Source organism: Candidatus Poribacteria bacterium (assembly GCA_016866785.1).
In the GTDB taxonomy this organism is placed as follows: Bacteria; Poribacteria; WGA-4E.
In genome coordinates, this window is the sequence record VGLH01000004.1 from 1 (window position 1) to 12,889 (window position 12,889).

Consider the following 12,889-nt stretch of genomic DNA (forward strand, 5'->3'; position numbering starts at 1 on the left):
GTCTGACCCGTAACGGCAAAGACCGCGTCGAAGCCCATCTTCTCTGCCACGAGACGGTCGAGCCGACGGATGCGGTCGTGATCGCCTTCGAACAGCTCGACGAAGCTGGCTTGGGTTCCCGTCGTTCCCTTGACGCCTCGGAACGGCAGGTGCGCCAGCCGGTGTTCCAGGTCCTGCCAGTCGAGCAGGAAGTCTTGGATCCACAGCGTCGCGCGCTTGCCGACCGTCGTCGGCTGGGCGGGCTGGTAGTGCGTGTATCCGAGCGTCGGCAGATCGCGGTAGCGCCGCGCGAACTCCGCCAGCGCCGCGATGACGTTCAGCAGCGAGCGACGAGTCAGGCGGAGCCCGTCGCGCATCTGGATCAGGTCCGTGTTGTCTCCGACGTAGGCGCTGGTGGCTCCGAGATGGATGATACCTTTCGCCTGCGGACAGAGCTCGCCGTAGGCGTGGATGTGCGCCATCACGTCGTGCCGTATCTCGCGCTCTTTGCGGGCGATGAAGTCGAAATCGATGGGCTCGACGTTGGCTCTCAGCTCCGCTACCTGCGCTTCAGTGATTGGGAGCCCGAGCTCGCGTTCCGCCTCTGCAAGAGCCACCCAGAGCTTGCGGTACGTGACGGCACGGAAATGCGCCGAGAAGAGCTCGGACATCTCCGCACTCGCGTACCGATCCGTCAGCGGCGATTCGTAGCGACTCCTGTCGGTCATGCTGGGCTCCGTCCTGACGGGTGCTGAAGCCTCTCCAGTTCGCGTCGATAGTCCTCGGGCGTGTCCATGTCACGACGGATGCTGTCGTCTGATATCGCCACGACCGCCGTGTTCCCTTCGTGTGCGGCGACGACATCCCGTAAGCTCGCGCGCGCGCTATCGAGGCGGAGGATTTCGTCCCGCAGCGCCATCGACAGCCCGATGGGATGTCCGCGACGCCCCTCGTAGACCGGCACGACGACTGTTGCCGTCCCAGATGCGAGCTCGTGCCGGACACTCCGTATGGTAGCGGCTTGGACGAACGGCTGGTCCACCAATCCGACGACGATGCCGTCGACAGCCGCGCCCTGCAGCGCGAGCACTGCGCACTGAACCGACGAGAGCATGCCGGTCTCGTGCCGATCATTGACTGCCACGATGACGTCCGGGTGCGACAGTGCGTCCGCGAGCTCCGAGCGGATGCGCTCTGCCGCGAAGCCCAACACGACGACGATAGGCGCTGTCCCGGCATCGCGGAAGTTGCCGATGCACGCCTCGAGCACGGTGACGTCGCCGAAGGGAAGCAACTGCTTGAGGGAGCCCATGCGCGTCGATGCGCCGGCGGCAAGGATGATTCCCGCGACGTGCTTGGTGTCAGCCGTTGGCATGTTCAACGCTCTTGCCCTGGTTCACCAGCCTCCGTATGCTCGACATGATGGATGGGCGAGTCGGACGCGTCAAACAGGTCCCTACGAATGGGTCGTCCAGGAGGCAATCATGGCAAAGGCAAAGGTCCTCGTCTTCGGAGGCGGGGAGATCCACGACTGGAAGGGCATCCAGCCCCATCTCGTTGACACGTTGAGGACGTCTGACGAGCTCGAGCTGACGACGGCGCAGCAGGACCTGGCTGCGCTCGAAGCTCTGGACCCGTACGATGCGTTGGTGTTCCACTACACGATCGGAACCATCACCGACGCGCAGCGCGACGGTCTCTCACGCTGGTTGGCTTCGGGCAAGGGGTACGTCGGCATCCACAGCGCAGCGGACTCATTCCGCGACGACCCGGATTACCGGAACCTCGTCGGCGGATGGTTCATCACGCACCCGCGATACCGGCAGTATCAGGTCAGCATCGCTGACCCGAACCACCCGATCACGCAGGGGATCGACGAGGAGTTCCTCGTCACCGACGAGCAGTACATCACCGACTACGATCCCCGCGTCCACGTGCTGGCGACGGCTCTATGGAAGGGCGGCGCGATGCCCGTCGCGTGGACGAAGTCGCACGGCAAGGGTCGAGTGTACTACCTGGCTCTTGGACACGACCCGGCTTCGTGCGAAAATCCGAAGTTCCGCGAGTTGCTGCTCCGGGGCACGCTCTGGGCTGCAGGTCGCCTCTAGTCGCGCTTTGACCACGCTTGTGCGGACGAAAGGGAAGCCACTCGGATGTGGCTTCCCTTTCTTATGTCGTAGCCGTTCTGTGGCGTGTCTGCTCTGGATTGGCGCCCTACTTCGCCGCGGCTGCCACTTTCAGTCCCGCGACGGTTGCCGCCTGGGTACTCGACTTCGCCGTTGCCTTCGAGCTCTCCGACCCGGCGGTCTTCGCTTTCGCCATTTTCGCCCCTGATATCGGGCATGCGCCCTGGTCCCCGACGGATTCCTGTTTCACGAGCTTCGCTCCCGTCGTATGGGACGCCTTGTCGGGGCTTCCTGCGTCGGCTCCCGCTCCGATCCGGTCACATGAGGCTTTCCCGGTGGGACCTGACTCCACATGCGCTGCACCAGCTACGGTTGGCGAGGACTCGTCGCACTTGGCGCCGGTCGCATTCGCCGTTGTGAGCTTTGTGGAGGCCTCCTGTGCGGCGCAGCAACTCAGCTTCGCCGTGTCCATGACATCTGCGGTGAGCTGCGTATCGCCCGTTGACGTCTTCGGCACACTGGCGCGTTCCGCCCGAACCACGTACGCCCCGCCAGCCAACGCCAACGCCAGTAGGGGGATGCCAACCCAGAGCCGTTTCTGTGGCATCCGTGCCTCCTCATGGTGTCGCTGACAGCTCCGGCTCAATCCGGCGATCCGTCAGGTGATCCGTCGACCACACCTCGGGTTCCGACCGTGAACGACGCCTCTGAAACGGATCGACGGCGTCCCAACCAAGCCGACTCGCCGTTCCGTCTCATCACCAGGAGTATAGCGTACGAGCCCACAATGCGCCAGCCAACCAGACGTTCGTCACCCACATTCAGCGGCGCGCCTTGCCGATCCGTGTTCTGCACTCATCCGCTCGGGCGGTGTTCGATCCAGTACGTCGTCCCAGACAGCCACACGTCGACGCCCAGCCGGTCCGCTTCCATCGACCAGTCGCTGTCTCCCGGTTGCGCCTTGCGCCCGTAGGAAGGCTGGGTGCACGGTCAATCCTCCTGGGAAGAGGTTCGAGCGCGACACCCCGCCACGCTACTCCTATGTGCCGGTGCCCGTCAACAACAGCGGAGCCGCCAGGTAGCAGGAGCGCTCGCCCGTGCATTCGTGCGGATGGGCGAACCCGTTGTCGGGCCCGGTCGCCCCGCCGCTGCGATTGCACCAGTACTGCGATGTCTCCGTCGGCTCGACGAGAGCGCGACTACCCTCCTCGTTGGGAATGAACGCCGACTTTGTGCGCAGGTGCCTGCAGACCTGCACGACCCGAGCATCCTGACGCGATGTCGCCATGCCATCCATCCTATCCGTGGTTCCAGGGCTCACTGCTGTCAGTGAGCCCTGGGAGGCTGACCTACGCGATCTCCGCGAGCGCGCGCCGAACGAGCGAGGTCGTCAGCGGGATCTTGTAGGCGTTGTTCGACAGCGCTTTGGCTCCGGCGAGGGCAGCGTCCGCAGCCGACTTGACGACTGCTTCGCTGAGAACGGCTCCTGTCAGGGAATCCTCTGCCTTGCGAGCTCGCCACGGGATAGGGGCTACCGCGTGGAGCACGATGCGCGCGGAGCGGACACGTCCGCTGGTGAGGGTCACGGCGACGGCAACGCCGGATACCGCCCAGTCGAACGCGCTCTTGTCCGCGGCCTCGAGGAACAGGCTTCGCGAGCCCGCCGCAGGCGTCGGCACATGCACTTCGGTGATGATCTCGTTGCTCTCGAGCACGTTCTCGGCGTAGAGCCGCGTGCGCGGCAGTACGAAGAAGTCGTCGAGCGAGATCACGCGGGAACCATTGGGGCCCGTCACGCTGACGGAGGCGCTCAACGCGACGAGGGCGGTCGCCGTGTTCGACGGATGCACGATGTGGCACGGCATGCCGCCCAGTATCGCGTGGTACTGGTTGTCCGCCGACGTGTCGGCGGCGAAGCAGCGGTCGCCGCCCTTCTTGAGGCAATGGTAGTCCTCGTTGCGGAAGTACCAGCAGCGCGGTCGCTGGCACAAGTTCCCGCCCAGCGTGCCGACGTTCCGGATCTGGGGCGAGCCGACCGTCTCCGCCGCCTGCGCGAGAGCCGTGTAGCGGTCTCTAACCGCCGGGTGCCCGGCGATGTCCGCCAGCGTGGTCAGCGCGCCGATGCGCAGCCCGTCCGCCTCCGCCCGGATGTAGCGCAGTCCGTCGACCGCCTTGAGGTTCACCAAACGGTCAGGCGCGATGAGGTGCTCCTGGAGCGTCGGAACCAGGTCCATGCCGCCGGCAAGGGCGAGTCCACCCTCAGCGCCGAGCGCCCGGACCGCCTGCTCCACCGTGCTGGGAGTGACGTACTCGAAGGACTTCATGTCGTGCCATTCCCTTTCCGTGCGAGTGCGGCGAGCACCTTCGCGCGCGTGATCGGCAGCGAGGGGACGCGCACGCCGATCGCGTTCTTGACGGCGTTCCCGATGGCTCCGGCGACCGGAATCACAGGCGGTTCACCGATTCCGATGACTCCGCGCGAGAGGGATTCCTCCTCCATCCAGACGACTGGGATGATCTCCGGCATGTCGGGCGTCGTCAGAATCTTGTACGTCTCCAGGTTCGGGTTGATCTGTTGACCCTGGATCCGATCCATGATCCGGTCTTCGTAGAGCGCCCACGACATGCCTTGGATCGCGCCGCCGATGATCTGGCTCTCGGTCGTCAGCTTGTCGATGACGAGTCCGCAGTCCTGGACAGACACGAGCCGCCGGACCATGATCTTGCCCGTCTCCGTATCGACGTCGACCTCGGCGGCACAGCATCCCGCCACGCCGCTGCTCGACAGGCTCCGGTCATGCGCGCCATGGACCGACATGGACTCCGTTCCGAGCAGCGCGCACGCGTCCTTCCACGAGATGGACTTGCTCGCGTCGCCGGAGTCGCGAATCATGCCGTCTCGCGCTTCGAGCAGGTCGGGCGTCGTGTGGAGCGCCTGCGCGACTTTCGCGAACAGCGCGTCGCGCGCCATGTCCGCCGTCACCTTGATCGCCGGTGCGACCGACGGGGTCGTCGTCGAGCCGCCGCTGCCGCCGGAAGGCGGGAAGGACGTGTCGCCGATGAGCGGCGTGATCGCCGACACCGGCAGACCGAGCTCCTCCGCTGCCACGACGGCGACGACCGTTCGGGCGCCGGTTCCCAGGTCCTGCGTGCCGCACTTAACGATGACGCTGCCGTCGGCATGGATATCGACCTGTGCCTGCGTGCCGCCTCCGCCTCCGCCCCAGGTGGCGGAACCAATGCCGTAGCCACGCTTGATGACACCGGGTAGGCTCCCGCTCGGGCGGCGGTTGCTCCAGCCGATCATCTCCGCCGCGACGGCGTACTGGCGATGCCGGCGGTCGCTCCCGTCGTTCTTCTTGCGGAGTTCAATCGGGTCCATTCCCAGCGCGTCGGCGAGGTCATCCATCGCGGATTCCATGCCGAACGAAGCCTGCGGATGACCCGGAGCCCGCATCGCGCGGGCGTTGCCCGCGTTGATGTAGACGTCGGAGTGCTGGGCGCGCACGGTCCCGGTCCGGTAGATGTACGGAGTGGGGAACCCCGCTCCGGACCCGATCCCGCCGGTTCCGTACGACCGCACTTGGTAGCCGACGACCGTGCCGTCCTTCTTCGCCCCCAACTTCACCTGCTGGATGCTCGAAGGTCGGTTCCCGGAGTTGGTCGACTCCTGCTCGCGCGTCAGCATGAGCCGCACGGGAGCCTTCGCCATCTTCGCGAGCCGGGCGCAAGCGATACCCTCTTCGCCGGGCCCGAACTTGCTGCCGAACCCGCCGCCCATGTAGTCGGTGACGACGCGGACGTTGCTGGCATCCAGTCCGAGTGCGCCCGTCAGACCGTCGCGGACGCTGAAGACGCCTTGCGTCGATGCCCAGACGGTCAACTGGTCTTGGGCGTCGTTCCACTCGCAGACGACGCCGTGCGTCTCCAGGCAGACGTGCCCCTGAACCTGCGTCGAGTAGGTTCCATCGATGGTGGCGTCGGCTCCGGCGAACGCCGCATCGACGTCACCATCCGTGCGCACGTTGCCGTCGTTGGCATTCGCCCGACCTTCGCCGCGTGCCATGGGGGCGTTGGGCTTGAGGGCATCTTCCTCGCGCACGACGAACGGATAGGTTTCGAACTCGACCTTCACGAGGCGCGCTGCGTCGGTTGCGATGTCCTCGCTGACGGCGGCGACGGCGGCGACGAACTCACCGGCGAACCGGCACATATCGCGGGCGTTGCGCAGCGCCAGCACCGCTTTGACGCCGGGCAGCGCTTCGGCGGCGCTCAAGTCCAGCGACGTGATCTTGGCATTCGGATGCGGGCAGGTGACGAGGCGCCCGGCGAGGCACTGCTTCGGCTTGATGTCGTAGGTGTACTTCGCTCGACCGGTGACCTTCGCGACGGCGTCGACGCGAGGCGTGCTCTTCGTCACCACCGTCATCTGGTCGGTCGGCTTCCACGGCGTGACAGCCATCGGTTAGGCTCCTTCTCGCATCCGCTCCGCGGCGGTCATCGTCGCCTCGAATATGCGCGTGTACGTGCCGCATCGGCAAATGTTGCCGGCGAGAGAGCGCTTCACGTCATCCAGGGTCGGGTTCTTGTTCTCGTTCAGGAGGGCGGTCACGGACATGATGAAGCCCGGTGTGCAGAAGCCGCACATCAGGGCGTCGTGTTCCACGAACGCCTGTTGGACGGGATGGAGATCGTCTCCGTCTGCCAGACCCTCGACCGTTGTGATTTCGGATCCCTGCGCGTCCATCGCCAGGATAGAACAGGAGTACACGGGCGCTCCGTCCTTGAGAACCGTGCAGCCACCGCACGAGGCTCGCAGGCATATGGGCTTTGCGCCGGTGAGTTCCAGATGATTCCTGAGCGCGTCGAGGAGCGTCGTTCTCGATTCGACGCGGCTGATCGTGTGGGTCTTGCCGTTGACCTTGAGCGTCACCGGACCCATCGAGACGCCCTTGATGGCTTCCTGGGCGTTCCCCGCGTTGGGTCGAACGACGGGCAGTATGGAAGCGGCGACCGTCGCGCCGCCGACCCCCTTGAGGAAGGTCCGGCGCGAGACGCCGCCCTGCTGGGAGCTCGTCGGCTCCTCAGAATGGGACGGGGCGTCAGGACGCTTCGTGTGCTCTGGCATGGTGCGCGACGTCCTTTGCTGGTGGCGGCGATACGAGGGGTAGCCGACGATGGTCAGTCCCCATCGGCGAGGGATCGTTCTCTATGGAGCAAGTGCCTCAGCCGGTTCGCGGATCGTACCACGCGCTGCGGAGTGTGTCAACGCAGGCGCGACGATCAGATGGCTGTTTCAAGAACATCGCTGCCCTGCGCCTCTGCAGCGCAGGCGAGCGGCTGTCGCTCAAACGCAACGGCACCCGTCGACGCGCAGACCTTCTGCCGTCGTCGCTCCTGTGTTCCCGCTCTCGCCGGGACAGGCGTTGGGAGCCTAGAGTCTGGGTTCCGGCGTTCGCACGAATGACGAGACATAGCGGGCTCGCGTAGCTGGACGAGACCCGCTCATGAAACAGCCCTGCGCGCGTGGAACTTCCGCTTGCAGTGCCAGGGCATAGTGCTATAATACGTCTTGGCGCATGGCCGCCCCATCGTCGGGCGCCACCAAGGATCGGGTCCCAGAAGCCCTAGGGATGTGCTTGGCGCGAGGGAGGCAGTGCTGTTCGATGCGCTATGAGTTCGCGAATGTGTTCGTCTTCCTCGTCGTGGCGTGCGCATTCGTCTTTGTGAACAACGTCCTCTCCAAGCTGTTCCACACGAAGCTATTCAGCGCCGAGAAGTCTCTCCCGTATGAGTGCGGGGAAGACCCGGTCGACGATGCCCGCCTCAAGTTCAATATCCGGTTCTACATCATCGCGCTGATCTTCCTCGTGTTCGACGTCGAGATCGCGTTCCTGTTCCCCTGGGCGGTGGTGTTCCGCCAGATCGGGATGGTCGCGTTCGTCGAGATGCTCGTGTTCATGCTGATGCTCTTCGTCGGGCTCGCCTATGTCTGGGCGAAGGGCGATCTCGAGTGGGTGCGGGCGCATCACGGTCGCCGCACGACGTCTCCGGAGTAGCTAGGATGCGCATCCTCCAAGACCAGTTCGACAAGAACGTGCTCGTCACGACCGTTGACGCCGTGGTCAACTGGGCGCGCCTCTCCTCGCTATGGCCCATGACGTTCGGCCTCGCGTGCTGCGCCATCGAGTTCATGGCGACGGCGGCTTCGCACAACGATTTGGACCGGTTCGGCGCGGGAGTTCCCCGAGCGACGCCCAGGCAATCCGACCTGATCATCGTGTCGGGAACCGTGACGCTGAAGATGGCGACGCGCGTGAAGCGCCTCTATGAGCAGATGGCAGAGCCGAAATACGTGATCTCGATGGGAAGCTGCGCGACGAGCGGCGGACCCTACTGGCAGCACGGATACTCCGTGCTGAAGGGAGTCGATCGTGTAATCCCCGTCGACGTATATGTGCCGGGCTGTCCTCCGCGACCGGAGGCGGTCATCGAAGGACTGCTCAAGCTCCAGGACAAGATCCGCGCGACAACGCTCGCGAAGAAGTCTTAGCGGAAGTCGAGAACCAGTTCTGGGGGCCCGTGTGACCGAGCCAGAGATCCGCGACCGGTTGGTCGCCCAATGCAGCCAGGGCGCGATTCTCCCTGAAGGCGACGACGCGCTCTCGGCAACGCCGGTCGAGATACGTGTCCACGCATCGTACCTTGCCGAAGTCGCCAGGGTCTGCCGGGGCGACAGCGAGCTCCATTTCGACTCGCTCATGTGCCTCTCGGCTCTGGATCGCGGCGACGCGCTCTCCGTCGTCTACCATCTGCACTCGATGTCGTTGCGCCACAGAGCCGCGCTACGCGTGGACCTGCCTCGGGCGAACCCGGTCGTCGAGACGGTCTGTGGCGTGTGGCGGACGGCGGAATGGCACGAGCGCGAGGCGTACGACATGCTGGGCGTGCGATTCGAGGGACACCCCGATCTGCGCCGAATCCTGCTGCCGAACGACTGGGTGGGCTACCCACTGCGCAAGGACTACGAGACGCCCACGTTCTATCGCGGCATGAAGGTTCCGTACTGAGGAGCGCGCGATGCGCCAGGCGGTTGCCCGGGAGCTTCGCTCCGACGAGATGATCATCAACATGGGCCCGCAGCACCCGAGCACTCACGGCGTGCTGCGTCTGGAGCTCAAGGCGGATGGCGAGATCGTCGAGGAAGCGATCCCACACATCGGGTACCTGCATCGCGACTTTGAGAAGCACGCCGAGAAGCTGCCCTATCCGCAGATCATCCCGTACACCGACCGCATGGACTACATCGCGGCGATGAACAACGAACTGGGCTTCTGCCTCGCCGTGGAAGCCCTCTTCGAGAGGGGCGGCAAGCCCATCGAAATCCCGGAGAAGGGGCAGTACATCCGCGTCATCGTCGCGGAGCTGAACCGGATAGCGAGCCATCTGCTCGCGTTCGGCACGTACGGCATGGACATCGGCGCGTTCACTCCCTTCCTCTATGCGTTCCGTGATCGCGAGCAGGTCCTCGGTCTGTTCGAGGAGGTTTCCGGGGCGCGGCTGCTATACAACTACATCAGGATCGGCGGCGTGGCGCGCGACCTCACGCCGGACTTCCATCACAAGACCAGACGGTTCCTCGACTACTTCGAGCCGCAGATCGACACCTACAACGACCTCTTGTCCAAGAACAAGGTATTCCTTGAGAGGACACGCGGCGTCGCGGTGATGAGCGCGGAGCAGGCGATCTCCTACGGCTGGACGGGCCCCAACCTGCGGGGTTCCGGCGTCAAGTGGGACTTGAGGAAAGACGAACCCTACGGCATCTACGACCGGTTCGAGTTCGACGTGCCGGTGGGCGAGACGGGCGACTGCTGGGATCGGTACTTCGTCCGCATGGAGGAGTTCCGACAGAGCGTGCGAATCGTTCGCCAAGCGCTGCATCAGATGGAGTCCTCCGGGCTCCTGCAGTCTGATGAAATCATGGGCAAGGTTCGCGGGACGATCCGTCCGCCGGCTGGAGTCGTCTACTCCCGAACGGAGGCGCCACGTGGCGATCTGGGGTTCTACATCGTGTGCGACGGAACCGAGTACCCCCAGCGCCTAAAGGTGCGTTCCCCCTGCTTCACGGCGCTGAGCGCCATGCAGGAATTGAGCCGGGGACTGATGGTCGCCGACATGATCGCGATCATCGGCAGCATCGACATCGTCATGGGCGAAGTGGACCGCTAGAGGGATTCGGGGCGAGCTAGCATGCGGGACATGGAACTGATCGCGGAAGGCGTGCGGACGGGGCTCGCCAAGGCGACCCAGACGCTGGGCTTGGGCGGCGAGTGGCCTCTCGCTCTGCCTCTGAACGCGGTCGTTGCAGCAATGTACATCGCGCTGGCTGCGGTGTCCGTTGGGATCGTCGCAGCCGTCCCGATCATCCTCGTCCTCGCCGAGAGGAAGGTGTCCGCGTACTTCCAAGACCGTCTGGGCCCCATGCGCGTTGGTCCGTGGGGACTGCTCGTCACCTTGGCGGACGGCGTCAAGCTGCTGTTCAAGGAGGACATCATCCCTCCTCAGGGAGATCGGACGCTCTTCCGCCTCGCCCCGTACGTCGTGTTCGCCTCGTCGTTCGCGGCTGTGGTGGCGCTGCCTGTGTTCCCGTCAGCGATCCTCGGCAACGTGAGCATCGGCATCTTCTACATCATGGCGATCTCCTCGCTCGGGGCGTTGGGGATCATGATGGCGGGCTGGGCGTCGAACAGCAAATGGTCGCTCTTCGGCGCGATGCGTGCCGCTGCGCAGATCGTCAGCTACGAGATTCCGCTCGGGCTCTCGATCCTCATGATCGTGATGACGACCGGCACGCTGAACATGCAGGAGATCGTCCAAGGGCAGTCGGATGGGATCGGCGACTGGCTCGTGTTCCGCCATCCGTTCCTGTTCGGCGCCGGGCTCATCTACTTCATCAGTTCCATCGCCGAGGTGAACCGTACCCCCTTCGATCTGCCGGAGGCGGAGTCGGAGTTGGTCGCCGGCTTCCACACCGAGTACAGCGGGATCCGGTTCGCGTATTTCTTCCTCGCGGAGTACGCGAACATGTTCATCGTCACCGCGATCCTGACGACGCTGTTCTTCGGCGGCTGGTCGAGCCCGCTGGGCGGCGAGGCGCTTCTGCCCGGCGCGGTGTGGTTCATCGCAAAGGCGGCGGTCATCATCTTCGTCATGATGTGGATCCGGTGGACGCTGCCGCGCGTGCGCGTCGATCAGCTCATGAACCTGTGCTGGAAGTACTTCCTCCCGATTTCGTTCGTGAACATCCTCGGCACCGGAGTACTGCTGCTGCTGGAGGGAGAGGGCATCGGGCTCAAACTCGGAGAAGCCTTCATCGGCGTCGGCGCGGTATCGTGGGTAGTGGTCCCGGTCGCTTTGGTCGTGACCGGATTGGCGGCATTCTCGGGCGGCGATGCGAAGCCGCGTGCTGTCCGACCGCTGACTCCGTCGAGTAGCTAGACCATGTCATCCGTCATCTTCTACGGCTTCGCGTTCTTGGCAATCGTCACGGCTCTCGTGGTCGTGACGTCGCGGAACGTCGTTCATTCGGCGTTCGCGCTGATGGTCACCTTGTTCTGCGTCGCCGCCTTCTATGTGTATCTGGACGCCGACTTCCTCGCGGCGATCCAGCTCATCGTGTATGTGGGCGGAATCCTCGTGCTGGTTCTCTTCGGCGTGATGATGACCAGCGGCAGACTCGACATGAAGCTGCGCGCAGACGCCGGGCTCATCGCCCCAGCCGTGATCGTCGGCTTGCTGCTGATGGGGCTGCTCCTGTACGTCGCGCGCTCCGATTCGGCGTGGAAGCGCCAGATTCTGGTCGAGGACGCGTCCCAGCAGGCGGCTTCCCACATTGCCGAACAAGCCAAGTCTCACACGGAGCTGAAGGCGGTCAGAACGACTCCGGTCGTGCGGCGGTTCACCGCGTCCTACAGTTTTTCCGAAGCGCCGGACGCATCGGCGCGCCAGATGCTGTCACGGCACGTCGAGGACACCATCCGCAAGACCGGGCTGACGCGGCTCTACGTCACGAGCGTCCGATCTGGTCGCGGCTCGGATCGACGGATCGAGGTCGCCGTCGAGAAGCGGCGCACCACGCTCATGGACCCGACGCGCAATCTGTCTGCCGAAGAGCTGGATGCGATGACTCAGGCTCTGACTTCGGTGATCCCCGGCTTCGTGCCTGAGTCGGTCCAAGTCGTCATTGCGGTGGAACCGGTTCACATGCTCCTCATCGAGGGCGTGACCGACCAAGCGGTGTCGCGCCTGACCGAAGACATGGGCTTGCGTGTCGTGGAGGACGAGAAGGGCGTCGTCGGTCTGGGCGACAGCGTGATGATGGGCGAGTACCTGTTGCCGTTCGAGGTGACGGGTCTCCTCCTGCTGGTCGCTCTGATCGGAGCCGCCGTGATCTCGCGGAAAGGGGTCGTCGTCTGATTCCGCTGTCGCACTTCGTCATTCTGAGCGCAATCCTGTTCGTGCTGGGGATGTATGCCGTCCTGACGCGCAGGAACGCGATTGCGATCCTGATGGGAACGGAGTTGATCCTCAACGCCGCCAACCTGAACTTCGTGGCGTTCACGCGCTACATCGTAGGCGGGGTCGCGGGTCAGATGATCGCGGTGTTCGTCATCGTTCTGGCAGCCGCCGAGGCTGCGGTGGCGCTGGCGATCATCCTGACGCTCTATCAGGAGATGAATACGATCAGTCCCGACGAAACCCAGGAACTGAAGGGCTAGCGC

Annotated in this window: 15 protein-coding genes; 8 read left to right on the top strand and 7 right to left on the bottom strand. The window is 64.5% G+C overall.

The genetic code is table 11. The features are described from left to right. Window positions 1-707: adenylosuccinate lyase (locus FJZ36_01195; GenBank protein MBM3213525.1), on the bottom strand; the 707-nt coding region annotated here is incomplete at its 3' end. Then, window positions 704-1,354 carry a nucleotidyltransferase family protein gene (locus tag FJZ36_01200; protein MBM3213526.1) on the bottom strand — a complete coding sequence of 217 codons (651 nt, stop codon included), beginning with the start codon at window positions 1,352-1,354 and terminating at the stop codon, window positions 704-706. The genes FJZ36_01200 and FJZ36_01195, both read right to left, overlap by 4 nt. Between FJZ36_01200 and FJZ36_01205 the strand changes: the two genes are divergently transcribed. Beyond that, window positions 1,233-2,087, top strand: a complete 855-nt coding sequence (locus FJZ36_01205; protein MBM3213527.1) for a ThuA domain-containing protein — start codon at window positions 1,233-1,235, stop codon at window positions 2,085-2,087. The two genes, FJZ36_01200 and FJZ36_01205, sit on opposite strands and share 122 nt — an antisense overlap. A gap of 106 nt (window positions 2,088-2,193) precedes the next feature. Here FJZ36_01205 and FJZ36_01210 read toward each other — a convergent pair whose 3' ends face one another. The 5 genes from FJZ36_01210 to FJZ36_01230 all read right to left on the bottom strand — a co-directional run bounded on the left by FJZ36_01210 (window position 2,194) and on the right by FJZ36_01230 (window position 7,233). Beyond that, complete coding sequence (locus FJZ36_01210; protein ID MBM3213528.1) at window positions 2,194-2,712, bottom strand: hypothetical protein; 519 nt, start codon at window positions 2,710-2,712, stop codon at window positions 2,194-2,196. A gap of 432 nt (window positions 2,713-3,144) precedes the next feature. Then, window positions 3,145-3,393: a hypothetical protein gene (locus FJZ36_01215; GenBank protein ID MBM3213529.1), complete on the bottom strand. Its 249-nt coding sequence runs from the start codon at window positions 3,391-3,393 to the stop codon at window positions 3,145-3,147. 61 nt (window positions 3,394-3,454) lie between these two features. Then, window positions 3,455-4,429 carry a xanthine dehydrogenase family protein subunit M gene (locus FJZ36_01220; protein MBM3213530.1) on the bottom strand — a complete coding sequence of 325 codons (975 nt, stop codon included), beginning with the start codon at window positions 4,427-4,429 and terminating at the stop codon, window positions 3,455-3,457. Beyond that, window positions 4,426-6,567, bottom strand: a complete 2,142-nt coding sequence (locus FJZ36_01225) for a xanthine dehydrogenase family protein molybdopterin-binding subunit (GenBank protein ID MBM3213531.1) — start codon at window positions 6,565-6,567, stop codon at window positions 4,426-4,428. Before FJZ36_01225 ends, FJZ36_01220 begins: the two co-directional genes overlap by 4 nt. Window positions 6,568-6,570: 3 nt before the next feature. Next, entirely contained in the window at window positions 6,571-7,233 is a 663-nt protein-coding gene (locus FJZ36_01230) for a (2Fe-2S)-binding protein (GenBank protein ID MBM3213532.1), read from the bottom strand. Window positions 7,234-7,771: 538 nt separating this feature from the next. Here FJZ36_01230 and FJZ36_01235 point away from each other — a divergent pair. Genes FJZ36_01235 through nuoK form a run of 7 tightly spaced genes read left to right on the top strand, consistent with a single transcriptional unit; the run spans window position 7,772 to window position 12,886 of the window. Continuing rightward, entirely contained in the window at window positions 7,772-8,164 is a 393-nt protein-coding gene (locus FJZ36_01235; protein ID MBM3213533.1) for an NADH-quinone oxidoreductase subunit A, read from the top strand. A gap of 5 nt (window positions 8,165-8,169) precedes the next feature. After that, window positions 8,170-8,658: an NADH-quinone oxidoreductase subunit B gene (locus FJZ36_01240; GenBank protein MBM3213534.1), complete on the top strand. Its 489-nt coding sequence runs from the start codon at window positions 8,170-8,172 to the stop codon at window positions 8,656-8,658. After that, window positions 8,561-9,175, top strand: coding sequence for an NADH-quinone oxidoreductase subunit C (locus tag FJZ36_01245; GenBank protein MBM3213535.1), 615 nt, complete (start codon window positions 8,561-8,563; stop codon window positions 9,173-9,175). The genes FJZ36_01240 and FJZ36_01245 overlap by 98 nt, the downstream gene beginning before the upstream one ends. A 10-nt stretch (window positions 9,176-9,185) precedes the next feature. Further along, window positions 9,186-10,337 carry an NADH-quinone oxidoreductase subunit D gene (locus FJZ36_01250; GenBank protein MBM3213536.1) on the top strand — a complete coding sequence of 384 codons (1,152 nt, stop codon included), beginning with the start codon at window positions 9,186-9,188 and terminating at the stop codon, window positions 10,335-10,337. A gap of 21 nt (window positions 10,338-10,358) precedes the next feature. Continuing rightward, window positions 10,359-11,606, top strand: coding sequence for an NADH-quinone oxidoreductase subunit NuoH (gene nuoH / locus FJZ36_01255; GenBank protein ID MBM3213537.1), 1,248 nt, complete (start codon window positions 10,359-10,361; stop codon window positions 11,604-11,606). Between the two features lie 3 nt (window positions 11,607-11,609). Continuing rightward, window positions 11,610-12,584 (top strand): hypothetical protein, encoded by a 975-nt coding sequence (locus FJZ36_01260; protein ID MBM3213538.1) that lies wholly within the window; start codon window positions 11,610-11,612, stop codon window positions 12,582-12,584. After that, window positions 12,581-12,886 (top strand): NADH-quinone oxidoreductase subunit NuoK, encoded by a 306-nt coding sequence (gene nuoK / locus FJZ36_01265; GenBank protein MBM3213539.1) that lies wholly within the window; start codon window positions 12,581-12,583, stop codon window positions 12,884-12,886. The genes FJZ36_01260 and nuoK overlap by 4 nt, the downstream gene beginning before the upstream one ends. Window positions 12,887-12,889 lie beyond the last annotated feature (3 nt).

Coding starts and splice junctions, on each gene's coding strand:
- FJZ36_01215 (MBM3213529.1), bottom strand. CDS start 3,393: ATGGCGACATCGCGTCAGGATGCTCGGGTCGTGCAGGTCTGCAGGCAC.
- FJZ36_01245 (MBM3213535.1), top strand. CDS start 8,561: ATGTGCCGGGCTGTCCTCCGCGACCGGAGGCGGTCATCGAAGGACTGC.
- FJZ36_01250 (MBM3213536.1), top strand. CDS start 9,186: ATGCGCCAGGCGGTTGCCCGGGAGCTTCGCTCCGACGAGATGATCATC.
- FJZ36_01200 (MBM3213526.1), bottom strand. CDS start 1,354: ATGCCAACGGCTGACACCAAGCACGTCGCGGGAATCATCCTTGCCGCC.
- FJZ36_01235 (MBM3213533.1), top strand. CDS start 7,772: ATGCGCTATGAGTTCGCGAATGTGTTCGTCTTCCTCGTCGTGGCGTGC.
- nuoH (MBM3213537.1), top strand. CDS start 10,359: ATGCGGGACATGGAACTGATCGCGGAAGGCGTGCGGACGGGGCTCGCC.
- FJZ36_01210 (MBM3213528.1), bottom strand. CDS start 2,712: ATGCCACAGAAACGGCTCTGGGTTGGCATCCCCCTACTGGCGTTGGCG.
- FJZ36_01220 (MBM3213530.1), bottom strand. CDS start 4,429: ATGAAGTCCTTCGAGTACGTCACTCCCAGCACGGTGGAGCAGGCGGTC.
- FJZ36_01230 (MBM3213532.1), bottom strand. CDS start 7,233: ATGCCAGAGCACACGAAGCGTCCTGACGCCCCGTCCCATTCTGAGGAG.
- FJZ36_01225 (MBM3213531.1), bottom strand. CDS start 6,567: ATGGCTGTCACGCCGTGGAAGCCGACCGACCAGATGACGGTGGTGACG.
- FJZ36_01260 (MBM3213538.1), top strand. CDS start 11,610: ATGTCATCCGTCATCTTCTACGGCTTCGCGTTCTTGGCAATCGTCACG.
- FJZ36_01205 (MBM3213527.1), top strand. CDS start 1,233: ATGCACGCCTCGAGCACGGTGACGTCGCCGAAGGGAAGCAACTGCTTG.
- FJZ36_01240 (MBM3213534.1), top strand. CDS start 8,170: ATGCGCATCCTCCAAGACCAGTTCGACAAGAACGTGCTCGTCACGACC.